This window comes from Funiculus sociatus GB2-C1, from assembly GCF_039962115.1.
Lineage (GTDB): Bacteria > Cyanobacteriota > Cyanobacteriia > Cyanobacteriales > FACHB-T130 > Funiculus > Funiculus sociatus.
The window spans coordinates 22,223-45,666 of sequence record NZ_JAMPKJ010000048.1 but is presented as its reverse complement, the minus strand read 5'-3'; the positions used below and the strand labels follow the sequence as shown (position 1 = coordinate 45,666).

21 protein-coding genes, 1 tRNA gene and 1 pseudogene are annotated in these 23,444 nt (G+C 47.2%); 18 read left to right on the top strand and 5 right to left on the bottom strand.

The annotated features are described in order from the left end of the window. Positions 1 to 119 (bottom strand): annotated as a pseudogene (locus tag NDI42_RS20075) (photosystem II D2 protein (photosystem q(a) protein)); the annotation flags it as partial. A 155-nt stretch (positions 120 to 274) separates the two neighbouring features. Between NDI42_RS20075 and NDI42_RS20070 the strand changes: the two are divergent. The 8 genes from NDI42_RS20070 (at position 275) to NDI42_RS20035 (ending at position 6,044) form a co-directional block, all read left to right on the top strand. Then, on the top strand, positions 275 to 475 hold the full coding sequence (locus NDI42_RS20070) for a hypothetical protein (RefSeq protein WP_190439036.1): 201 nt from the start codon (positions 275 to 277) through the stop codon (positions 473 to 475). A gap of 15 nt (positions 476 to 490) precedes the next feature. Beyond that, a complete protein-coding gene (locus NDI42_RS20065; protein ID WP_190425408.1) occupies positions 491 to 757 on the top strand; it encodes a UPF0367 protein family in 267 nt (88 codons plus the stop codon). Positions 758 to 862: 105 nt separating this feature from the next. Beyond that, entirely contained in the window at positions 863 to 1,534 is a 672-nt protein-coding gene (locus NDI42_RS20060) for an ABC transporter ATP-binding protein (protein ID WP_190458866.1), read from the top strand. 155 nt (positions 1,535 to 1,689) lie between these two features. Continuing rightward, complete coding sequence (locus tag NDI42_RS20055; protein ID WP_190425414.1) at positions 1,690 to 2,238, top strand: NYN domain-containing protein; 549 nt, start codon at positions 1,690 to 1,692, stop codon at positions 2,236 to 2,238. A gap of 137 nt (positions 2,239 to 2,375) precedes the next feature. Then, positions 2,376 to 2,447: transfer RNA gene (locus NDI42_RS20050), tRNA-Asn, on the top strand. Positions 2,448 to 2,482: 35 nt separating this feature from the next. Then, entirely contained in the window at positions 2,483 to 3,685 is a 1,203-nt protein-coding gene (locus NDI42_RS20045) for an aminotransferase class V-fold PLP-dependent enzyme (protein WP_190458864.1), read from the top strand. Between the two features lie 76 nt (positions 3,686 to 3,761). Then, complete coding sequence (locus NDI42_RS20040) at positions 3,762 to 5,048, top strand: DUF389 domain-containing protein (RefSeq protein WP_190458863.1); 1,287 nt, start codon at positions 3,762 to 3,764, stop codon at positions 5,046 to 5,048. Between the two features lie 267 nt (positions 5,049 to 5,315). After that, the gene (locus tag NDI42_RS20035; protein ID WP_190425424.1) at positions 5,316 to 6,044 is read left to right on the top strand and encodes a response regulator transcription factor; all 729 of its coding nucleotides are present in this window, start codon (positions 5,316 to 5,318) and stop codon (positions 6,042 to 6,044) included. Positions 6,045 to 6,148: 104 nt separating this feature from the next. Here NDI42_RS20035 and chlP read toward each other — a convergent pair whose 3' ends face one another. Beyond that, the gene (gene chlP / locus NDI42_RS20030; protein ID WP_190439023.1) at positions 6,149 to 7,369 is read right to left on the bottom strand and encodes a geranylgeranyl reductase; all 1,221 of its coding nucleotides are present in this window, start codon (positions 7,367 to 7,369) and stop codon (positions 6,149 to 6,151) included. A gap of 375 nt (positions 7,370 to 7,744) precedes the next feature. Between chlP and NDI42_RS20025 the strand changes: the two genes are divergently transcribed. Further along, positions 7,745 to 8,761, top strand: coding sequence for a TOBE-like domain-containing protein (locus tag NDI42_RS20025; protein WP_190458861.1), 1,017 nt, complete (start codon positions 7,745 to 7,747; stop codon positions 8,759 to 8,761). 221 nt (positions 8,762 to 8,982) lie between these two features. On the opposite strand, the gene NDI42_RS20020 is transcribed toward NDI42_RS20025, so the two are convergent. Then, the gene (locus NDI42_RS20020) at positions 8,983 to 9,243 is read right to left on the bottom strand and encodes a XisI protein (protein ID WP_313931461.1); all 261 of its coding nucleotides are present in this window, start codon (positions 9,241 to 9,243) and stop codon (positions 8,983 to 8,985) included. Between the two features lie 503 nt (positions 9,244 to 9,746). Here NDI42_RS20020 and NDI42_RS20015 point away from each other — a divergent pair. From NDI42_RS20015 to NDI42_RS20005, 3 genes are all read left to right on the top strand, one after another. After that, positions 9,747 to 11,378 (top strand): ABC transporter substrate-binding protein, encoded by a 1,632-nt coding sequence (locus NDI42_RS20015; RefSeq protein ID WP_190458859.1) that lies wholly within the window; start codon positions 9,747 to 9,749, stop codon positions 11,376 to 11,378. A 170-nt stretch (positions 11,379 to 11,548) separates the two neighbouring features. Next, on the top strand, positions 11,549 to 11,908 hold the full coding sequence (locus NDI42_RS20010) for a four helix bundle protein (protein WP_190458857.1): 360 nt from the start codon (positions 11,549 to 11,551) through the stop codon (positions 11,906 to 11,908). 43 nt (positions 11,909 to 11,951) lie between these two features. Continuing rightward, positions 11,952 to 12,977 (top strand): ABC transporter permease, encoded by a 1,026-nt coding sequence (locus NDI42_RS20005; protein ID WP_190447929.1) that lies wholly within the window; start codon positions 11,952 to 11,954, stop codon positions 12,975 to 12,977. Between the two features lie 41 nt (positions 12,978 to 13,018). On the opposite strand, the gene NDI42_RS20000 is transcribed toward NDI42_RS20005, so the two are convergent. Further along, on the bottom strand, positions 13,019 to 14,308 hold the full coding sequence (locus tag NDI42_RS20000; protein ID WP_190458855.1) for a tetratricopeptide repeat protein: 1,290 nt from the start codon (positions 14,306 to 14,308) through the stop codon (positions 13,019 to 13,021). 115 nt (positions 14,309 to 14,423) lie between these two features. Here NDI42_RS20000 and NDI42_RS19995 point away from each other — a divergent pair, with 115 nt between their 5' ends. Further along, the gene (locus NDI42_RS19995) at positions 14,424 to 15,605 is read left to right on the top strand and encodes an esterase-like activity of phytase family protein (RefSeq protein WP_190458852.1); all 1,182 of its coding nucleotides are present in this window, start codon (positions 14,424 to 14,426) and stop codon (positions 15,603 to 15,605) included. A 138-nt stretch (positions 15,606 to 15,743) separates the two neighbouring features. Beyond that, a complete protein-coding gene (locus NDI42_RS19990; RefSeq protein ID WP_190458851.1) occupies positions 15,744 to 16,181 on the top strand; it encodes a surface-adhesin E family protein in 438 nt (145 codons plus the stop codon). Positions 16,182 to 16,210: 29 nt separating this feature from the next. Here NDI42_RS19990 and NDI42_RS19985 read toward each other — a convergent pair whose 3' ends face one another. Then, positions 16,211 to 17,122, bottom strand: a complete 912-nt coding sequence (locus NDI42_RS19985; RefSeq protein ID WP_190458849.1) for an ADP-ribosylglycohydrolase family protein — start codon at positions 17,120 to 17,122, stop codon at positions 16,211 to 16,213. An 80-nt stretch (positions 17,123 to 17,202) separates the two neighbouring features. Between NDI42_RS19985 and NDI42_RS19980 the strand changes: the two genes are divergently transcribed. The 4 genes from NDI42_RS19980 to NDI42_RS19965 all read left to right on the top strand — a co-directional run bounded on the left by NDI42_RS19980 (position 17,203) and on the right by NDI42_RS19965 (position 23,401). Beyond that, positions 17,203 to 17,793 carry a chromophore lyase CpcT/CpeT gene (locus NDI42_RS19980; protein WP_190458847.1) on the top strand — a complete coding sequence of 197 codons (591 nt, stop codon included), beginning with the start codon at positions 17,203 to 17,205 and terminating at the stop codon, positions 17,791 to 17,793. A 271-nt stretch (positions 17,794 to 18,064) separates the two neighbouring features. Next, entirely contained in the window at positions 18,065 to 19,216 is a 1,152-nt protein-coding gene (locus NDI42_RS19975; RefSeq protein ID WP_190458844.1) for a UDP-sulfoquinovose synthase, read from the top strand. Between the two features lie 92 nt (positions 19,217 to 19,308). Further along, entirely contained in the window at positions 19,309 to 20,424 is a 1,116-nt protein-coding gene (locus NDI42_RS19970; protein ID WP_190458842.1) for a glycosyltransferase, read from the top strand. A 319-nt stretch (positions 20,425 to 20,743) separates the two neighbouring features. Next, complete coding sequence (locus tag NDI42_RS19965) at positions 20,744 to 23,401, top strand: GAF domain-containing protein (protein ID WP_190458841.1); 2,658 nt, start codon at positions 20,744 to 20,746, stop codon at positions 23,399 to 23,401. Positions 23,402 to 23,444: the final 43 nt, after the last annotated feature.

The following is a 23,444-nucleotide window of genomic DNA, read 5'->3' as shown; positions in this document are numbered from 1 at the left end:
CAGGGAAACAGTAGCAAACCTGACCAGCCGACGAAGACGAAGCGATCGCGCTTTAGCCAGTCGTCTACGGAGTCAAACCAACCCCGTTCGTTAGTAGCGCGTCCGACTGCAATAGTCATGACAGCAAATCTCCAAATGTTATAAGTACAGCAATCGTCTTTTTTGCCTGGTTTCTCTGTTAATCAGATAGGGTAGGCAGAAAACAAAGTTTGATGTCAACTCAGTTTACGATTCTTTACTGAGTTTAATCTTATTATGTACAAATTGCACAGTTTTGGCGCAATTTGTTTTACTGAATTTAATATTTGTCCGGAGAGCGATCGCGCCGATTGCACCTCTACCAGGCAGTTGTAGGGTGACAAGGCTGCCTTCGTCTCAAGAAGTACAAGTCGCTCATATTAAGTTACTCCCTTCCCCCCGACAGGCATCAACACCCTTCGCGTCTGAGATACTAGGACTAGGAGCCTATATTTAGACTGCATTACCTCTCATGTTCACCATCGACTTAATTCTGAAAAATACCCCCATGCCGTTGTCGGTGCAACGGAAGTCAGATGAAGATGCCCAAGCTCTTTATCAGGAAATTATGACAGCGATGCGTGGCAACGCCACTGTGTTAGAACTAACTTGCGATCGCCAAACGGAGAAAAAAGTCGCTCTACTTAGCAGTGAGATCGTTGCCGTGCAAATCTCTCAGAAATCCAGTACAGCAGCAACTGGAAGACCCCCAGGCTTTTACGCCCTCGCTGACGGATGAGACAAGAAGGACAAAGGATGAGAGATAAAGGATGAATAATTCTCCCAATCTCATCCCTTGTCTCCCCCGCTTCCCCTTTTCCCCTCTCCCCATCTCCCCTTGCTCATGACCGATCCTGCCATTCGAGTGCAAGACCTCTGCTTCAGCTGGCCTTCTGGGGCGAAAGTTTTACAGTCCTGCTCTCTGGAAGTGCCTAAAGGTGAATTTTGGATGCTATTGGGAACCAACGGTAGCGGCAAATCCACTTTGTTGAGGTTGCTAGCTGGGCTTTTGGCTCCCCAATCCGGTAAAATTCAGATTCTGCAACCTGTTGGCTTTGTCTTTCAGAATCCCGATCATCAGCTGGTGATGCCAACTGTGGGCGCAGATGTTGCCTTTGGGCTGGTGGAGGAAAATCTTTCGCCTGCGGAGGTAAGCGGACGGGTAGAACAGGCACTGGCGGCAGTAAATTTAGTGTCGCTCTCCCGACGACCCATCTACGCTCTCAGCGGCGGTCAAAAGCAGCGAATAGCGATCGCCGGTGCGATCGCCCGCCGCTCAGAAGTCTTACTATTGGATGAACCTAGCGCTCTGCTCGATCCAGATTCTCAGATGGATCTGGTGGGACAAGTGCAACGCTTGGTTAAAAGTAGGGGACTAACTGCGCTGTGGGTTACGCATCGGTTAGACGAGTTAAATTATGCTGACGGCGCATTCTTACTAGAGCAGGGCTTAGTTGTGGATCGAGGGGAGCCAAAACGCTTGAAAGCTCGCCTCCTGCAAACTCAGGAGTTATGAGTTTTAAGTTAATAATTCTTGAGATTCTTTGCTCCCATTACTTAAAATGGGTAGCAGGCATTTTATAGAATTATCATTAAAAAAGTAAATACTCGTAATTAATGTTAAGGTAATGAAATAGTTATTTTTACCTAAAACTTACTTACCTTGGAAAAATGCCACGCCCTTCACCGCAAGCTGTTTTGCTCGTTGACGGATACAACGTGATCGGATTATGGTCTTACCTACAAGAGACCCGCGATCGCGACGGGCTGGAATACGCTCGTAAAGCCCTAGTCGAGGCATTGGTTAACTATAGTGCTTACAAAGGCTTTGATACTCAGGTTGTCTTTGATGCCCAGTACCAAGATACGCGGGGCTATTGCGAACCTGTCACGAACGTTTTATCTGTTTATTACACCGATTTTGGGCAGACAGCAGACACATACATAGAAAAAGCCTGTGCTTCCTATAGTCGCAACTTCTCCAGAAACTCGCCGCGATTGATTGTTGCCACATCCGACAGGGCGCAGCAACTAACAGTAGTCGGGTATGGGGCAGAATGTATGTCAGCCCTACAGCTAAGCTACGACGTGGAATCTACAGCTAATTGCCTGCGGCGGAGAAATAAACCTAAGAAAAAATCATCAGGTCGGTTTTTAGCTGATTCTATTGATGCGAAAGCCCGCCAGCGTCTGGCTGAGTGGCGTTTGGGTCAAAAATAGTATAGCGCCCAGCAAGTGTAAAAATTGATTTATAGACTCGGAAATATTAAGGAAATATAAAATTTTTGCTAAAGGGCTTGCCAAATACTACGAGTTGTAGATAAGATAAGTAACTGTTGAAAAGAAAAAGCTAACGTTCCTCAGTAGCTCAGTGGTAGAGCGATCGACTGTTAATCGATTGGTCGCAAGTTCGAATCTTGCCTGGGGAGTTTGATTAATTTAAGGATGAAGGATGAAGTAAGGAATGTCAGTTAGACTTCATCCTTCAGAGTTTCAGGAATTATGGTTGCTCGACGAGGCAGTAACGTTCCTGAATCACGGATCGTTTGGTGCCACTCCTGTACCAGTGTTGGAAAAACAGCAAAGCCTGCGATCGCAACTAGAACGAGAACCAGTAAGATTTTTTGTCCGAGAGTATGAGGAACTGCTAGACGCAGCAAGGAAAGAACTTGCAGCGTTTGTGGGTGCCGCTCCTGGGGAGTTAGCGTTTGTACCAAATGCCACCACAGGGGTGAATTCAGTATTGCGATCGCTCCGGTTATCCCCAGACGACGAATTACTGACGACAGACCAAGAATACAACGCCTGCCGCAACGCCCTCAATTTTATTGCTAGTCGTACTGGGGCGCGAGTCGTAGTCGCGACAGTACCTTTCCCGATCACATCGCCAGAACAAGTAATCCAAGCGGTGATGGACAAAGTTCGACCGCAAACCAAGCTAGCACTCTTAGATCATATAACCAGCCAAACCGGGCTAATTTTTCCCATCCAGCAGCTAGTGCGCCAGCTTGCAGTTTGCGGAGTTGATACACTAATAGACGGCGCTCATGCACCGGGGATGGTGCCTCTGAACCTGGAAGAAATTGGGGCGACTTATTACACGGGCAACTGTCATAAATGGCTGTGTGCGCCAAAAGGTGCAGCATTCCTGTACGTGCGACGCGAGAAGCAGGCGGAAATTCGTCCGTTAACAATTAGCCACGGTGCTAACTCTCCCCGTCAAGAGCGATCGCGCTTTCATCTAGAATTCGACTGGACAGGCAGCCACGATCCTACAGCTTACCTGTGTGTACCAGAAGCAATTCAGTTTATGCGATCGCTACTACCGGGCGGATGGCAGGAGTTGATGCAGCGCAACCGCACAATGGTTTTGGCAGCAAGGCAGATGCTTTGTGAGAGGCTTTTAGTATCGCCGCCCTGCCCCGATGAGATGATCGGCTCCCTGGCGGTTGTCCCTTTGCCGGATGATGCGGATGACGTTGGAGAAGAAACAAGATTGCTCCCGCCGCTACAAGATGCCTTGTGGGAGCTTTTTGGGATTGAGGTGCCAATAATATTTTTTCCCGCACGCCCCAAGCAGCTAGTTCGCATCTCCGCTCAAATTTACAACACGCCAGCACAGTATGAATATTTAGCGAATGCGATCGCATCCTTACTCAAACAGTGAAATCTACCTAAACTGTGATGCAGGCTCTAACTCCATTGATATACCCTGATAGCGATCGCAGTTTAGGCAGGGAGATATGCGGCAATTACTGGTGCAGGTGTCGCGCGGAAGCGGGCAAGAAGTTATCGACATCGCTAAGAGTTGTGATGGAGCAAACCTTGCCCTCCTAGAAGCCACTGGGAGTGAAGGGCTGTTAGATCTAGCGATCGTTAATGTTCCTAATGGGAAAGTTGAGCAGCTGTTGTCAAAACTGGAAAAGCTGCCAAATGCCCACATCACGCTAATTCCCCGTGGGGTCATTACCTTACAGCCACCGCCTTCTGAGGCACCACAGCAGGTTAAAGATGTCGGCAATCGCGCTCCCGTAGAAGTGTTTCTCGGAGGTTTGCAAAGCGTCGGTTCCTGGCGAGGATTTTTGGGGTATGCAGCAGCAGCAGGCTTTGTCGTCTGGATTGGCTTATTTACCAATACGACCTATTTGCTAGTTGCTGCCATGTTAATTGCGCCGTTTGCGGGGCCAGCAATGAACGTAGCGATCGCTACAGCACGCGGTGATAGAACATTGCTCAAACGTAGCCTCTTAAGATATGTTGCAGCGCTGGCGGTAACAATCACCGTAACTGGCGTGCTTAGCCTGCTACTAAGGCAGGAAGCCGCCACAGAACAAATGATTAGCACCAGTAATCTTTCCACAGTTGCAGTGATGCTGCCCCTAGTTGCAGGTGCGGCTGGAGCCTTGAACCTGGTGCAATCTGAGCGGAGTAGTTTGGTATCGGGGGCAGCGGTGGGAACCCTGGTGGCGGCTTCACTGGCACCACCTGCGGGATTAATTGGGATGGCGATCGCCATTGGTCAATGGGATCTGGCGCTTAACGGCTTCTTTGTGTTGTTGCTGCAATTGGTGGGGATTAACTTTTCAGGAGCGATCGTCTTCCGCCTCTACGGACTCTCCCCTCGCGGCGCTCGTTACGACCGAGGTAAAAATTGGGTTTTTCCCTCTGGTCTTACAGCTACAATTTTGGCTTTAGCGGGTTTGCTGACTTGGCAGTTCTCGAATCCCCCGCAATTGCAGCGTTCCAGCCGCGCCCAACGTGCTGTTGGCGAGATTCAGAAGGTGCTGAATGGAAGTGATTTAGCCGACCTGGTGGAGGCGAATGTCCGTTTCACCCGTGCCGATATTAAAGGTCAAAACACTATGCTCGGCACCATCTACGTTCAACGTCGCGAAGGCATTACGGTGCCTACCGAAGAGATTCGCACCCAGATCGAACGCAAGATCCAAAGCCACTTACTCGAACAAGGGTTCAATGCTACGCCGTTGATTGATGTCAGCGTTCTGGAAGCGCCAACCAGTAATTTATAAAATCTTGTCAATATCAGCAGAATGCCCCTGCTGTTGCCCAATATATTTTTTCCTCAACCAGTCTTTTCGATGGTGTGGGGAAAATATTAAGTTGTATTACCGTCAGAGAACGGTTATTACTTAACCTGTATAGCGATTTTTTGAATAATACAAGACTATCTTTAGGAAGAATTTATAATCTTGCGTATAATCTGTACAGGAATCTTTGTATTTCTATGAAGGTTCTTATTGAAAGTTAAAAAAAACTGTAGCTATAAATTTCTAGTGATGCCCCGGATACTCGTCATCGACGACGACGCTGCGATCGCAGAATTAGTCTCAATCAATCTGGAAATGGCTGGATACGATGTCAGCCAAGCACCAGACGGCATAAAAGGTCAGGCTTTGGCTATGCAACTGCAACCAGACCTGATCATGCTCGACTTGATGCTGCCCAAGGTAGACGGCTTTACCGTCTGCCAGCGCTTGCGGCGGGATGAGCGTACTGCCGATATTCCGGTGCTAATGTTGACAGCACTGGGTCAGACTCAAAATAAAGTAGAAGGCTTTAATGCTGGTGCCGATGATTACCTGACCAAGCCGTTTGAAGTGGAAGAAATGCTGGCACGAGTGCGGGCGTTGTTGCGACGTACAGACCGCATCCCTCAAGCAGCCAAACACTCGGAAATCCTCAGCTATGGGCCGATAACGTTAGTACCAGAAAGATTTGAGGCTATCTGGTTCAGCGGAACGGTTAAGCTAACTCATCTGGAGTTTGAACTACTGCATTGCTTACTCCAAAGGCACGGTCAAACTGTCTCTCCCAGTGAAATTCTGCGGGAAGTCTGGGGCTATGACCCGGATGATGACATAGAAACCATTCGGGTGCATATCCGGCACTTGAGAACGAAGCTAGAGCCAGATCCGCGTCACCCACGTTATATCAAAACTGTGTACGGTGCAGGCTATTGCCTGGAGTTGCCAAACGCTGAACAAATGACCGCAGACGCGGTTTAAAAGGCAAAAGGGCAAAAGAAAGATTCTTTTGCCCTTTTGCTGTCTTACCCCAAAATTTGAGGAAGCGAATCTATGCCGTTTCTTGGAGGCGCTTTTTGCTTTTTTTAAGGAGCTAAAGCACTACCCCGAAGCAAACTACCAATGGTTTTGGCCGTAATCTTCATTTGAATCAAGGGATTTGCTGGGACAACCGTTTTGTAGAGATAGCTGTCAAATGTCAGCTTCTGCACGTCTTTGTCAGCGCACATCTCTACAAAGGCTTCACGGGTAGCATCGGAACGATAGAAGACGGTTTGCAGGATATCCAGCACCTTGTAGGTGAGTCCGTACTTCTTATCCCAACGCTTCAGGTACACCTTGAGGTCGGCTTCAGTAGGAATGCGCTGACCACCGTTGGAAAATTCCACAATGGTTTCAGCACACATCCGCGCCGACTTAGCGGCAAAGTAAATACCTTCACCAGAAGACTTGGTGACAGTTCCGGCAGCATCTCCTACTAGGGCGACTCTACCGACGACGCGGCGGGGTCTGGGATGCTCTGGAATCGGGTGAGCTTCTACTTTAATAATCTCACCGCCTGCAAGCTTACGGGCAGCACGGGCGCGGATGCCTGCTTGCAGATTTTTGATGTCGGCTTTGTTCACCTTCATGGTGCCAGTACCGACAGCTACGTGGTCGTATTTGGGGAATACCCAGGCGTAGAAGTCAGTAGAGACATCGTTACCGACATACATTTCTGCCAGGTCGTTGTAGTAAGCCATTTTGTCATCTGGCAGGCGAATTCGCTCTTGGAAAGCGATCGCATAATTGTAATCCCCGGCATCAATTGCCTTAGCAACGCGGGAATTTGCACCATCTGCCCCAATTACCAAATCGACTTTTAGGGTCTTCATTACTCCTTCAGCGCTACCATCCGAATGATCGGCGTAGTGCAAGGTGTAAGGATCAGTATTGTTTGTGGGTATATCCAGTTTATAAACGGTGCCGTTGATTAAATTAGCACCCAACTTGGCAGCGCGATCGCGCAAGAAGCCATCCAGCACCTCGCGACGGCACATACCGATATATTCATCTTCTTTTTGGATATTGATATCAACTTCAACATTGGAAGGTGAGATCATCTTCATTTTTCTCACCCGCCGATCGATAATCTCTGGCGGCAGATCAAACTCACTCACCATGCACAGCGGAATTGCCCCGCCACAAGGCTTGGCGTTGTCTAGCTTGCGCTCAAACAAGTAAGTCTCGATTCCGGCTTTTGCCAAGGTTTCGGCAGCAGATGAACCCGCAGGTCCCGATCCTACAACAGCAACCCGTAGTGTCAAAGGTCTTCTCCCAATTTCTTACGGCTACAAGGTGAGATGTTATCACGGACTTTCTATTTAGCTGAAGCCTAGCCCTCTGGATCTTACTGAATTGCAACAGAGCTTAACACATCTACAAATGGGACTGGGGATTGGGGATTGGGAATTGGGGATTGGGAATTGGGGATTGGGAATTGGGAATTGGAGATTGGGAAGAATCTTACCCAGCCTCTAGCCCAAAGTCCCTAGTCCCCAATTCCCAATCCTCTCTATGTGTGATATAACAAAATACGGTAAGATCATCGGGAAACCGGAGATTATTTAATTCTGATGTTTTGCGGGTTGATTACCACCCAGGATAAATTCAGGAAAGTTCTTGTCTAGGGGTTGAAAGCAGTGGGCATAGTTGTTGAAAACGTATCTAAACAGTTTGGCAGTTTCAAAGCTGTTGACCAGGTAAGCTTAGAAATTAAAACTGGCTCTCTGGTGGCGCTATTGGGGCCTTCGGGTTCGGGAAAATCCACGCTACTGAGGCTAATAGCTGGTCTAGAGACACCAGACAGTGGCAAAATCTGGATCACTGGCAAAGATGCCACAAATCAGAGCGTCCAAGATAGAAATATTGGGTTTGTGTTTCAGCACTATGCCCTGTTTAAGCACCTGAGTGTCCGCAACAATATCGCCTTTGGCATGGAAATTCAAAAAGTTCCCAAGGCAAAAATCAAGGCGCGGGTGGAAGAATTGCTAGAGTTAATTCAATTGAAAGGACTAGGCGATCGCTATCCTTCCCAACTCTCCGGAGGTCAGCGGCAAAGAGTTGCCCTAGCGCGAAGTCTAGCAGTTCAACCGAAAGTATTGCTGCTGGATGAACCCTTTGGGGCATTAGATGCTAAAGTTCGCAAAGACCTACGAGCTTGGTTGCGGCGGCTGCACGACGAAGTACACGTTACAACGGTTTTCGTTACCCACGACCAGGAAGAAGCGATGGAAGTTGCTGATGAAATCGTGGTGACGAACAAAGGCAAAATTGAGCAGGTGGGAACGCCAGCCGAAATTTACGACCACCCAGCCACGCCTTTTGTGATGAGCTTTATTGGCCCGGTAAACGTCTTACCCAGTAGTTCACACATTTTCCAGGGTAACGGGTTTGATTCCAGCCAACCGGAGATATTTTTGCGTCCCCATGATGTGGTAATTCAAACTGAGCCAAACGGAACTACTGTATCTGCCAGAGTCAATCGTCTGATTCATCTAGGTTGGGAAATTCAGGCAGAATTAATCTTAGATGATGGTCAGGTAGTGACAGCGAACATTTCCCGCGAAAAGTTTGACCAATTGAAACTTAATACACAACAACAAGTATTTGTCAAGCCAAAAGACGCAAAATCTTTCCCGCTGTACTATTCGATTTGATTTGCTGATTATTGAGAAGTTTAAGGCGTAGGCGCGATCGCTAGGGCATTGTTAACTTTCCATGCGTTGCTTAAAATCACCCTATCAGCTAAAAGGTAGGGTGGGCATTGCCTACCTTACCTGACGAAGCTAATAATTGCGAAAACTTTATGCGATCGCAATCAGACCAAAAATCCAAACTAAGCACTTGCAAATTCTGTCAACGGTCGCTTACTGGGATGCTAAAATCCCAAAACGATATCCTCATGGGGTACCTCAGCTTCTAACAGTTCGTTGAGAATTCCCTGCTTCGTCCAGTCCTCCTCAACCCAAATCTTTCCATCTCGAATTCGCAGGTAAACCATTACCGATTGAACCCTATGTTTGCCATCCCAGCCAAGGTGGAACCAAAAATAGTGGTCTCGAATCTTATCAAATGCCAAGCATTCTTCTATCCCATCTTGAGGAGTGTTAGATCCCCACTCATAGTATTGGGTTAATATTTTTTGAATTTAATTGCGATAATGCTTTAGTTTGTCCATCGAACAATTATCTCCTTTTCAATATCTGCAACCATAATAAAATCGCTTATAAACTTGACATATGCGATCGCTCTTTACTTCGGTTTTGTTGTAAACACGCGCCAGATGATGAAGCTAGTAAAGACTATATAGCCGAATACAGTTAGCCAGTCCTGCCAGTTGCTGGGGATAGTCATAAATGTGTCGTCCATAGACAATCCTCGAAAATTGCTTTAACTCTCGGCTAGATTAGCAAAATGTTGGAGCTAGCAGAGAGGTGGCGCTTTACTTGCCAAACACCAGACGGCTATTATAGCTGCTGTTTCAGGAGTATTTCGAGACTAGAGTCGGCAACTGGGAGGCGAAAAAGTACGTTAAGTGCGATCGCAGTATCCCAATTAGAAAAATCGGCGTTGGACGGATTTATAATTCAATGCACGGAAAGTTGATAACGACTCGCGAGTTAATCCTTAACTAAGACATAGATGTTCATCAGACAGTGGCGACGCGCAGGACAATTTTTTTGTTTGTTCTCCCTTTGTTTATTTCTAGCAGTCAGCTGCGGTAGAAGACCGAGTGCTGATACTGCTGTGTCTCCTTCTCCTGTTGCTGGTGGAGGTCGTATTACCATTGGCACCACCCAGAAGCCACGGACGATGGACCCAGCGGATAACTACGAGCTGGCAGCAAGCTACTTGCACTATAATTTGGGCGATCGCTTGTATACCTACGAACCGGGAACCGCCAACCTCAAACCCCAGTTAGCGACAGCATTACCTAAAGTCAGTCCAGATGGGTTAACTTATACCATCCCCGTGCGTCAAGGTGTTGTATTTCACGATGGCACCCCCTTCAACGCCGAAGCAATGGCATTTTCTCTGCGACGCTTCATCGAAAACAAAGGTAAACCGTCATTCCTATTAGGCGATATTGTGGACTCGGTGCAGGCAAGCGGCGAGTATGAATTAAGCATCAAATTGAAAAAGCCTTTTGCAGCCTTTCCCTCCCTGCTTGCCTTTAACGGTGCTAGTGCCGTTTCCCCGAAAGTCTATGAAATTGGCGCAGGAAAATTCAAACCAAACGAATTTGTAGGCACTGGCCCTTACAAATTGGTGCAGTTTAGCAGCGAGTCGCAACGGTTGGATGTATTTGATAAATACTGGGGAGAAAAACCTGTAAATAAGGGAATTGATGTACAGGTGCTGACCAATTCAGCTAACTTGTATAACACATTTCGTACTGGCGGCGTTGATGTTGCTTACCTATCTCTCGATCCAGATCAGATTGCCAGCTTGAAAGATGGCGGGACAAAAGGTAGTTGGCAGGTTAACGAGTCTCAGGGAAGTGCGGCTAGTTACATGGTGCTGAATACGAAAGCTAAGCCCCTGGATAACCCAATAGTACGGCAAGCGATCGCATCGATGGTAAATCGACCCCTGGTAAATGAGCGATCGCTGAAAAATCAAGCCGAACCACTTTATAGTATGGTGCCGACAACCTTTGATGTCTACAAGCCAGTATTCAAAGATCAGTATGGCGATGGCAACACCGAAAAAGCAAAACAACTGTTGCAGGAAGCCGGATACTCTCCCACCAATCCCCTAAAGTTAGAGGTTTGGTATCCATCTACTTCACCCACTCGCCGACTCGCGGCGGGTACACTCCAAGCATTAGCGACTCAACAGTTCGGTGGGACGCTGCAATTTGAAGTGAAAACTGAGGATTCTGCCAGCTTTTTTAAGAACGTGTCGCAGGGAATTTATCAGACAGTCTTACTGGACTGGTATCCGGACTTTCTCGATCCTGACAACTACGTGCAGCCGTTTTTGGATTGTACCAAAGGTTCAGCTGCAACCGGGTGTGAAGAAGGAGCCAGCCAAACTCAGGGGTCTTTTTACTATAGCGATCGCATGAACCAGCTAATTGCACAGCAGCGAAAAGAACAAAATCCCGAAGCCAGAAAGAAAGTCTTCGCAGAAATTCAAGACTTACTCGCCAAAGATGTTCCCTACGTCCCCTTGTGGCAAAGTAAAGATTACGCCTTTGCCCAAAAAGGTGTCAACGGTCTTCGCATCAACCCGACTCAAGATTTTGCTTTTTGGACGATCAAAAAGTAAATAGGGAATGGGGAATGGGGAATGGGGAATGGGGAATGGGGAATGGGGAATTGGAAGATTCTTTTGTTAGTCTTTCTTTTCCCCAATTATCCAATTATCTATTCCCAATTCCAGACTTTCAGGAGTAATGTCTAATTACGCCTATCAGCTTAGTAGTTAATGGGGTAAGCATGGGAAGACCAGATTTTGAGGATTTGGATGTTTACAAGTTAGCTGAGAGTTTAGCAAATCAAATTTGGCATATTGTTAAGCAATGGGACGATTTTGCTAAACAGACACTTGGTAAACAAATTGTTCGTGCCGCAGATAGCGTCTGTGCCAATATTTCTGAAGGAAGAGGTCGGTACAATTTCCAAGACAATCGGCGTTTTATAAAGATTGCTAGAGGATCTTTATACGAAACAATAAGTTTGTTGAGATTAGCATACGCTCGACAGCTCTTGACACATGAACAAGTAACCAAACTCAAACCAATCATTGATGAACTGCCACCCAAGCTAAATGCCTACTTAAAATCTCGTGGCAATTAGTAATCCCCATTCCCCATTCCCCATTCCCCATTCCCCATTTCAAATGTCACGTTCTAAAGCCCTACAATATTACATTTTCGCCCGTGTCCTTCTAGCACCTTTAATGCTGTGGACAATTGTCACCATCGTATTTTTGCTCCTCCGGGCGACACCAGGAGATCCAGTCGATGCGGTTTTAGGCGGTCGCGCCCCAGAAGATGTCAAGGTAAGGTATCGTCAAGAGTTGGGGCTATCTGACCCGCTGTGGGTGCAATACATTCGCTATTTAGGAGATTTACTGCATCTAGATTTGGGTAAATCTATCACCAGTCGCGGACTAGAGGTGTGGGACGTAATTGGGCAATACTTCCCGGCGACGGTGGAATTAGCGGTGTTTAGTATGGCGATCGCATTTATTGTTGGCGTTGGTGTTGGTATCCTTTCCGCCTCCCGTCCCGGAACCGCTTTAGACGCTGGTGGGCGTTTATTTGGCATCATCAGCTACTCGCTGCCTTTATTTTGGGTGGGGATGATCCTACAGCTGATTTTCTCAGTACAGTTGGGTTGGTTTCCCCTCGGATCGCGCTTTCCCCTAACATTACAGGCTCCTCCCAGCATCACAGGTCTTTACACCATTGACAGCCTCTTAAGCGGTAACTTCAGCCAATTTTTCATCGCTTTACATCATCTTGCCCTCCCTAGCCTGACACTAGGAATCCTCCTCAGCGGGATTTTTGAGCGGATTGTGCGAGTAAATTTGAAGCAAACTTTGAAAGCAGATTACGTAGAAGCCGCAAGAGCCAGAGGCATTCCCGAAAGGCGGATTCTCTTTGCCCACGCCTTGAAAAATGCCATGATTCCCGTGATTACCGTCCTGGGGTTAACTCTTGCTGCTTTGCTAGGCGGTGCCGTTTTAACAGAAGTTACCTTCTCTTGGCCCGGATTAGGTAATCGTTTGTATGAGGCAATTTCTTTACGAGATTACCCCACAGTTCAAGGCATCATGATATTTTTTGCCTCAATTGTGGTATTTGCCAGCATTTTGATTGACATCATTAATGCCTATATCGATCCTCGGATTCGTTATTAAGCGATCGCGCTTTCTCTTACGTCTGGGCAGGCGCTATTCTGCTAATCTTGCTTAGTCACTCGTTCAATCTGAGTAACAAAATAATTTTCTTGATATTTCAAAGACTTGGCTAATTCCAGCCCCTGTTGAAATGCTGTCTTGGCTTGCTCCATGTCCCCACGTTCCAAATAAATTTGTCCCATTTGGTCGTAGGTATTCATCAAGTTGTAGTAATTGTACGACTGCTGATCTACTTTCAATAAAACTTGATAAACCTGCAAAGCAAATTCCGGCTTTTTATAATTTCGGTAGAGATCGCCTAGTTTTTTCAAGGCTTCGCTGGCAGAGGCAAACTGTTGCAAAGTCCATGCTAGATTATAGGCTTCCTGATAGTTTTGGCTTGCCGCGTCTGGGTTTGGTGGGTTGAGGGCTTGATAGTCGTCGGCGATCGCTATCTTAATCGCTGGTATTTGATTTGCAGCTTGCGGATCGCTGAGGTAGTTTTGCAAAAGCTGTTGCTTAAACTTGAGAGAATTTTCCGGTTGCTTTACCTTATCGTAAATATACGCCAGTTGTTGTAGATAAACGACTTCGCTAACGCGATCGCCTTTTTGACTCGCCAAAACCAGCAACTCCTCATAAGCTGCCGCCGCTTTGGGATAATCAAACCAACTCATGTGCCCTTGGGCAATTGTCTTCAGCGTTGCTTCTTCTGTCGCAATATCTTGGCGCTGACGAGCATCAGCTAAAATTAGTTGATAAATCTCCACAGCTTCCCCAGGTAAGCGAATTTGCTGGTAAGCTTGACCCAAAGCTTGCAAAAGCTCCGCATTTTCTGGTGTGACATCAGTTACGGTAGCAGGAACATCTGCTGTTCCCAAAGGACGCTTCTCGTTTTTACGGATCGGCTTTCCTAACGCCTCAGCCCGAATCGTTTGCAGACGCTGGGTGATGATTTGCAAATCAGCTTTTTGATTATTCGTCCAGGCAATATCGCCAATCCGTCCCAATGCTTGCACCTCTTCGACGGTACCAAGCGATCGCCGCAAGCGCAGTTCCCGATACCAAATTTCAAAAGCTGCTGGTGCATTGCCTGCTTTTAGCTGTTCAGTTGCCTGGGTGTTTAAATCATCCAAAGCCTCTCTCAATAGGCGGATTTCTTGGGGGGTGGCGGGACGCTCTACTGGTGGAGAAGGCAACAGGGGATCGGGTGTCGTTATTTCCAGGGGGTTGATTTTGGGTTTATCATCATCAGCTGCCCAACCGACAGAACCCGAACACAGCAGGAACAAAGCGGTAATTCCTAAAAAGAGTGCTTTTGAGGGACGCTGCTTATACCACACCTGAGCCATCAACTTCTGCATATTAGATACAAGATAATATTTGATACTTTATACTTCATAGTTTTTCGACTGTTACAGTAAAACCAGAGTTTCCAGATGAACAGTCAAGTTTAGGAGGGAGTCGGTGAACCGGAGCAAATTTAGGTTGCTACCAAGGCTTTTGGGCATAGCGATCGCATTCTTAATTTTTCTCACTTCCTGTGGCATCCAGCCAGGGGTGGCACGAGATCGGGTGTTTCTCGATCTATCCCTAGATTTTTTGGGAGAGTACCAGCTGCCCAAGATGAAATTTAAGGATACACCCGTTGGGGGCTTATCAGGGCTGACCTACGACCGACAGCAAAACCGTTTCTATGCCATTTCCGATGACCGCGGCACGTTTGCTCCCGCCCGATTCTACACGCTGAAGCTAATTTTAAATGATGATAGCGATCGCCAGATCAGCCTTCAGAAAGTAGAAGTTGAAGACGTTACCTTTCTTACCGACGAGCAAGGAAAAACTTATCCTAAAGGCACCCTGGATACTGAAGGAATTGCCATTACTCCCCAAAAATCCGTATTTATCGCTAGCGAAGGCATTCCCCCTAATGGCGTTTCCCCCGTTGTAGGCGAATTTGACTTAGAAACCGGACGGCTACGGCAAACTTTGCCTATCCCAGAGCGTTATCTTGTTGATGCTACAAAATCAAATAAAGACGCAACAACTGGCACTCAAAATAACTTAGGATTTGAATCACTCACCCTTAGTCCCTTCGGTACTATTCCCGCTAAAGGAGAAGCAATTCGCTTATTTACAGCTACAGAGTCATCTTTGATGCAGGATAAAGAACCAGCTAATTCTAACCAGGGAGCCAAATGTCGTTTACTGCACTATTTAATCACCGATGGGCCTCCGCTGGTAATTGCCGAACATTTATATCAAATGGAACCTCCTCCCAGTGCGGCATTAAAAGATGGCTTGGCGGAGTTATTAGCTGTGGATACGGGTGGGCATTTTCTCAGTTTAGAACGTTCTTTGAGTTTATTAGGTTTCAGCGTGCGGATTTATCAAGCAGCAACTGGCGGAGCTACTGATATTTCTCGTGTTCCCAGCCTCAAGGGTGAGGTTAGTGGAATTAACCCAGTCAAGAAAAAGTTACTGTTGAACTTGGATGAATTGGGTGTTGCTTTAGCAAACTTTGAAGGGATGACTTTTGGCCCTCGTTTACCTGATGGCAGCCAAAGTTTACTTCTGGTTAGCGATGATAATTTCCAACCTGAGCAAGTAACTAAGTTTTTTTTGTTTCGTCTTAAAAATGGGCGTTGAAAAATAAAAGGTGCTTCCCCCAACTCACCTGAAAAAGGGGTCAGTTAAAGGAAAAAGAAATAATTATTAATTCGTTTCTTTTTCCTTTTCAACCAAATCAAGCATTTCCGATAGATTAGGAATAATTTTTGTAAGCCAATGAATAAGCTGCTAAAACTTCAACTGTCGCGCATAGCTCTAGTATCCGGGATAAGCTTCATCGCCATCAATGGTAGTTTGAGCGCGATCGCATCTTGGATGGAAGTCAGCAAAGCACCCGACAACGCCCCCATATATATCGACCCGGAGCGCATAGTTAGGAAGGGGGATATTGTAGAATTCTGGCGGCGTAACCTCTTTACAAATCCTCAACCTGACGGCGCTTTTGGAGTAGATAATTATCATTCTATAAACTGTAAAAAAGGCTTATTCCGCTGGCGGCGGTCGATTCGTTTCGATCCAAATGGTCGCATCGTTTCTGAAAACGATATAGGCAAAGAAGACAAATTGCTAGAAATGCAAATTCAACCCGGAAGTATCATGGAGGACTTCTATAAATCTGTATGTCCACCACTACAAGAACAAGTAAAAAATTAAAAAGACAGATTCTTTTTAATTTTGCACTTTTAATGACTTTCGTCTGCCAAAACCCTTAAAAAATCATCAGGAAAAGGCTCCCGCGACTCAATCCAGTCGGCGGGTATTCCTCGTTGGCGTGCGGAGAGGGCGACGATACCGCCCACAATGGCGCAATTTGTATCCATATCTCCTAAACCGCTCAGGGTCGCCCAGAAAGCTTCCTGGTAATCTTCCAGATGATGGGCAGCACACCAGAGGGCAAAAGGTATTGTATCTTGAGCGGAAATTTTGTATCCCGAACCCAGTTGTTGTGCTACCACCGATGGAGATGTGGTGTAAATCGCTGCTGCTTGCTTAATGCCGCTACGAGTTTCGCTTTCAGGAACGTTTTCGGCAACAAGTCCTAGAAATTGTACAGGCTGCATAGACTCACCTGCACTCACCTGAAAGGCAAGTGCAGCCGCAACAGCGACAGCAACAGCCCCAGCAATGCCCTCTGGATGAGCGTGCGTTGGTTGCGCCGAGAGCATCGCATTTTCGCGCACCGCGGCTAAATCGTCAGCAAAGTAAGCGCCCAAAGGTGCTACTCTCATCGCCGCACCATTGCCATACGAACCGCTTCCCCCGAACATCTGTAAAGCCTCAACTCGCCAGTCTGCTCCCCATTGAAGCCTGGTTAACAGCTGCTGCGCCCCAGCACCGTAGCCACGCGAAGGGTTGTACCGTTCGGCAAACGATTGGGCTAGGACATCGGGATCGATCCGCCCGTAACGCCACAACGTCTCAACAATAGAGAGTGCCATCTCGGTATCGTCAGTGTAGCGCCAGAGCCTAGGGGGAACCTGACGCTGTTGTATTCGCTCGTTCAGCTGTTCTCCAACCCCAAAAAACCTTTGCCCAAGTGCGTCTCCGACTGAAAGCCCACTCAAAGACAACTGCATTCGTTCTAGAGAATTCATAGTTCGCAAACCTTCAATAGAGGTGATCGCTCGTTTTAAAATAAGGGGATCGCTACTAAATATCTGCCTTTTTATAAACAATGACCCATTCTACTGATATTGCCACCTTAGCTCGCTTGATGGCAGCCGACTTCAGCAATCAAGCACAAGCTTTTGAGAATCCGCCCTTTTTTGCCCATATTCGCGTCTGTATGCGCCCTTTGCCTCTAGAACTGCTCTCAGGCGTGAGTTTAATTGTCGAACAAGCTTATGACTATATGATTAATGACCCGTATCGGCTGCGGGTTTTAAAGTTGATTGCAGTAGGCGATCGCATCGAAATCGAAAACTACACCGTTAAGCCAGAAGAACAGTTCTACGGTGCTTCCCGCGATTTAAACCGCCTGCAAACCCTGAAAGCAGAAAATCTGGAGAAATTACCCGGTTGCAACATGATAGTTGAGTGGACGGGCAGCAGCTTCAAAGGTCACGTCGAACCCGGTAAAGCTTGCATCGTGGTTCGCAAAGGTCAAAACACCTATCTTGACAGCACCTTCGAGATTGACGACACCAAATTTATCAGCCTTGACCGGGGACGCGACCCCCAAACCGATGAGCATATTTGGGGTTCAGTCGCAGGCCCGTTTCACTTCGTCCGTTGGGCAAGTTTCGCCGATGAAGTCAAGGTTTGAAGGGTTACAAAGTTGGAGATTCCAACCTTCAATCCATGCAGCAAGTGGAAATACTCCAACTAAATCCCATTGTCGCCATTACAGGGACTAACCTTTCTGCCCAAAGAATGATGACGAAGGCAGAAGGATAGAGGAGAAAGAATCCAGCTACTACAAACTTAGGTATGGTGTACTACGCGATCGCTCGAAAGTAATTCACTTCGATGGTCTAGAGTGGCCCCAAACCTGGTAAATTTACCGAGTATTGGCAAGCGAGATTTAATGAACCAGTATGAAAGTCTTGGTTATTGGCGGTGACGGCTATTGCGGTTGGGGAACCGCACTCTATCTTTCCAATCGTGGTTACGAAGTCGGGATTCTGGATAGCCTAGTGCGGCGGCATTGGGATGCACAACTGGGCGCAGATACCCTGACCCCAATTGCACCGATACAGCAACGTATTCAGCGCTGGCGCGACCTCACTGGCAAATCCATTGACTTGTTTATTGGCGATATCACCAACTACGATTTCCTCTCGAAAGCGCTGCACCAGTTTGAACCAGAGGCAATCGTGCATTTTGGCGAACAGCGTTCGGCACCTTTCTCGATGATTGACCGGGAACACGCCGTAATGACCCAGGTTAACAATGTGGTCGGGACGCTGAATATCCTGTACGCGATCAAGGAAGATTTCCCCGACTGCCACTTAGTGAAGCTGGGGACAATGGGCGAGTACGGTACTCCTAACATTGATATCGAAGAAGGTTATATCACCATTGAGCATAACGGGCGCAAAGATACTTTGCCGTATCCAAAGCAGCCCGGATCAATGTATCACCTCAGCAAAGTCCACGACAGCCATAATATCCACTTTGCTTGCCGGATTTGGGGGCTACGCGCTACAGACTTGAATCAAGGCGTTGTTTACGGCGTTTTGACGGAAGAAACTGGCATGGATGAGTTGTTGATTAACCGTTTGGATTACGACGGTGTGTTTGGCACGGCGCTGAACCGCTTCTGTATTCAGGCGGCAATTGGTCATCCGCTGACGGTGTATGGTAAGGGCGGACAGACGAGAGGCTTTTTGGATATTCGGGATACAGTGCGATGTATTGAAATAGCGATCGCAAATCCTGCCCAACCAGGCGAGTTTCGCGTTTTCAACCAGTTCACCGAACTATTCAGCATCGCCGACTTAGCCGGAATGGTGAAAAAAGCTGGCAATAGCTTGGGACTCAATGTCGAAATTAATAACCTCGACAACCCCAGAGTTGAGAAGGAAGAACACTACTTCAACGCCATAAACACCAACCTACTCGATCTAGGCTTACAACCCCATTTTCTCTCCGAAGCACTGCTGGACTCACTGCTCAACTTTGCTGTCAAATACCAGAACCGCGTCGATAAAAACCAAATTCTGCCCAAAGTTTCTTGGCACAGATAGTCAGTTGCTAATAGCTAATAGCTAATAGCTAATAGCTAATTGTTCCCTTAGCCATTAGCCGTTAGCCATTAGCCATTAGCCATTAGCAAATTATGCGAATCGCTCTTTTCACCGAAACCTTTTTGCCCAAGGTTGACGGCATAGTGACGCGCCTGCGCCACACCGTTGAACACTTACAGCGCAACGGCGACCAAGTATTGATATTTTCCCCAGATGGGGGGTTGACAGAATACAAGGGAGCCAGAATCTACGGAGTCTCTGGCTTCCCCTTGCCTTGGTATCCAGAGTTGAAAATGGCTTTGCCACGCCCAGCAATAGGGTATGAGCTAGAAAAGTTTCAGCCAGATACAATTCATGTCGTCAACCCCGCAATTTTGGGGTTAGCGGGGATATATTACGCCAAGACGATGCGAGTACCCTTGGTAGCGTCTTACCATACTCATCTGCCCCAATACCTCCACCACTACGGCTGGGGAATCCTAGAAGGCTTATTGTGGGAATTTCTGAAATCAGCTCACAACCAAGCCCGATTAAATCTCTGCACCTCCACAGCGATGATGCAGGAACTTACAAGTCACGGCATCGAGCGGGTGGATTTGTGGCAACGGGGAGTGGATACAGAGCTGTTTCAACCGCATCTAGCAAGCCAGGAAATGCGTAGGCGTTTAACCCAAGGTCATCCAGACAGCCCCTTGCTGCTTTACGTAGGTCGTCTTGGTGCAGAAAAAGAAATTGACCGCATTAAACCAGTTTTAGAAGCAATTCCCAACGCCCGCCTCGCCTTAGTTGGGGATGGGCCCCATCGGCAAGCCTTAGAAAAATACTTCGCTGGTACACCCACCAATTTTGTTGGCTATCTCACAGGCGTAGACCTCGCCAGTGCCTTTGCCTCAGCTGATGCCTTTATATTCCCCTCACGCACAGAAACGTTGGGATTAGTGCTTCTGGAGGCAATGGCAGCTGGGTGTCCCGTCGTCGCCGCACGTTCTGGGGGGATTCCCGACATCGTGACAGATGGAGTCAACGGATATTTATTTGACCCAGCTGATGAAGAAGGCGCGATCGCAGCTACCATACGCCTGCTGGCTCATCAACAAGAACGAGAAACCCTCCGGCAAAATGCCCGGAAAGAAGCTGAACGCTGGGGCTGGGCAGCTGCCACCCGTCAGCTACAAAATTACTACAAAGCAGTCATTAGTCATGGATAACTGACAACTGGCTACAGACTAATGGCTAAATACTAAGAACTACTGATGAGCATTTATCGTAACCGAGGTTAAATTAGGTTAATAGGTGCGAAAAAAAGAATTTAGCCAATAGCGACTACATAAGTAAGTAAGTGGGCAAAAACCATCTGAGATCCAAAAACCCTTTTTCCCCGTATAGAGGCTACATAGACTCCATACAAGATTTTTATCGCTTAATGTTCATTTGACGTTGATTTTTACCAGCTACTTACTAAAAACAGCTAATGGCTCAGTCCTACCACCTTATAGCTAACACCATAGCTGGCACTTGCTCCTCCCCATGACACTCTCCAATACTGGCAGCGTTCTGGCGACTCTCTCTCAGCTCACCCTTAATCGTACTAGCGTCTTGACATCGCGTGTCAAGGAGCTATCGTTTGGTGAGTTTATCTGCTTGCTTGACTTTATTACCGCTGAATTTCAGCAGTTTCTGCGGGCGATCGACATGATCAACAACGAAGCTCTGGAATCCATGCTAGAGCAGGTCATGGACGCTTTCACCCTAAAAATGGGTCAAATTCTGCAAGCAGACAGAACTACAATATTTTTAGTTGACGAAGAAAAAAACCAACTTTGGTCGAAAATTCCCGAAACCGACAACGGGAGAGCCACTAAAGAAATTCGCATTCCCATTAATGTCGGTATTGCCGGTCAGGTAGCTACCACGGGTGAAACTCTCAACATCACCGACGCTTATAGCCACCCGCTATTTAACAAAGAAGTTGACGAACGACCCGGCTACCGCACCCACAATCTGCTATGTATGCCGATTTATAGCAGCAAAAACCAGATTGTAGCTGTAGTTCAGCTGTTGAATAAAGCTGGAGATTCCCCATTTACAACCGAGGATGAGCAAGGATTCCGTGACTTTGCCGCCTCCATCGGGATTATCTTGGAAAGCTGCCAATCTTTTTATGTGGCGGCTCGTAAGCAACGGGGAGCAGCTGCACTGTTACGGGCAACAACATATCTGGGTCAGAGTCTTGACTTAGAAGCCACACTGCGCTATGTGATGGAGCAAGCGCGGGATCTGATGAAGGCAGACCGCAGTACCCTGTTTATGCTGAGCAAAGAAACAGGAGAACTCTGGACGAAAGTCCCCAACAAGGATGGCACAGAGATCATACCGATACGGATTCCTTCCAATAAAGGGATTGCCGGATACGTTGCCTCTACTCGTCAGGCGCTGAATATCGCTGATGCTTACAAAGATCCGCGTTTTGACCCCAGCGCCGACAAGCGGACGGGTTATTTAACGCGCAATATTCTCTGTATGCCAGTGTTTAATTCAGCTAATGAATTAATTGGCGTGACGCAGCTGATTAATAAGCACCCTGGCAGTTTTACTAGTTCCGACGAAGAGTTTATGCAGGCGTTTAACATCCAGGCGGGAATTGCCTTGGAAAACGCCAAACTCTTCGAGAATGTCTTGGTGGAAAAGCAGTATCAGAAAGACATCCTGCAAAGTCTCTCGGATGCTGTGATATCCACAGATATGCAGGGGCAAATTGTGATGATTAATGAAGCGGCGCTGGAGTTGTTGGGTTGCCCTATTAAGGAAGCTGTGGGGAAATGCAACAAAAATTTGTGGGAACAGAAACTGGTGGGGCGCTACGTCTGGGATGTGGTGCCGATTGAAAATCTCAAGTTCCGGCTTCAGGATAGTCTGAAAACTGGCGCTAAGCATTATGTGCCAGAACAAAGCCTGACAATTGGCTTGTATTTACCAAAGAGTCAACAGTCAGCTAATGAAGTGCCTGCACAGGCGAAATGCGCCAAGTGTCAGCTTTCAGCAGGAGAAACTTTGAATTCAGAAGTAGGCTGTAATGCTGAGGGAGGACAAACTGAGGCTTATATTTTGGCGCTACGCGATCGCATCAATCCAAAATTATATATTCCCTGGAATGATCCACTGATTCCTGCCGACTGGGTTCTCAGTGTCGATCAAGTTCAAGAAATTGAACGCAGTACCAATCTTACTGTTAATCCTCTTACCAACCCCGAAGGAGGCGTAAGAGGCGGTTTGGTGGTGTTGGAAGATATTAGCCACGAAAAGCGGATGAAGAACACTCTGTACCGCTATATGACCCCAAGGGTGGCAGAACAAGTTATGGCACTGGGCGACAATGCCCTGATGTTGAGCGAACGTAAAGATGTAACAATTTTATTTTCCGATATTCGCGGCTACACCACCCTAACGGAAAATTTGGGTGCGTCGGAAGTGGTTTCGCTGCTAAATCAGTATTTTGAAACAATGGTTGAGGCAGTCTTTAACCACGAAGGCACCTTAGATAAGTTTATCGGCGATGCTTTGATGGCGGTGTTTGGCGCACCTCTGCCACTAGCGGAAAATCATGCTTGGATGGCTATCCAATCAGCATTGGATATGCGTCGCCGTCTATCCGAATTTAATAGGCGTCGCTTTTTTGACAACCAGCCACAGATTCACATAGGGATTGGAATTAGTTCGGGTGAGGTTGTTTCTGGCAACATCGGTTCTCACAAACGAATGGACTATACAGTGATTGGGGATGGAGTTAACCTAAGTTCTCGCCTGGAAAGCGTTACTAAGGAGTATGGCTGCGATATTATCTTGAGCGAGTTTACCTACAACTTGTGTCGCGATCGCATCTTAGTCCGAGAACTAGACAAAATCCGCGTCAAAGGGAAAAATACCGCCGTCAGTATCTACGAATTGATAGGTGACTATCGAGAACCTCTCAACGACTCTACGAAAAAGTTTTTGGATCTCTACGAGTATGGGCGTCAAGCCTATATCAATAGGCACTTCCAAAAAGCAATTAACCTCTTTGATGATGCCTACCGCCTAAACCCTAACGATCAGGCAGTCAAAGTTCACCTGGAACGGTGTAGAAACTACCTTGACAACCCACCTTCAGATGCTTGGGATGGAGTCCACACAATGGCAAGTAAGTAGTAATTATTCATTAGTTATTACCTGCTGACTACTGACCGCTGAT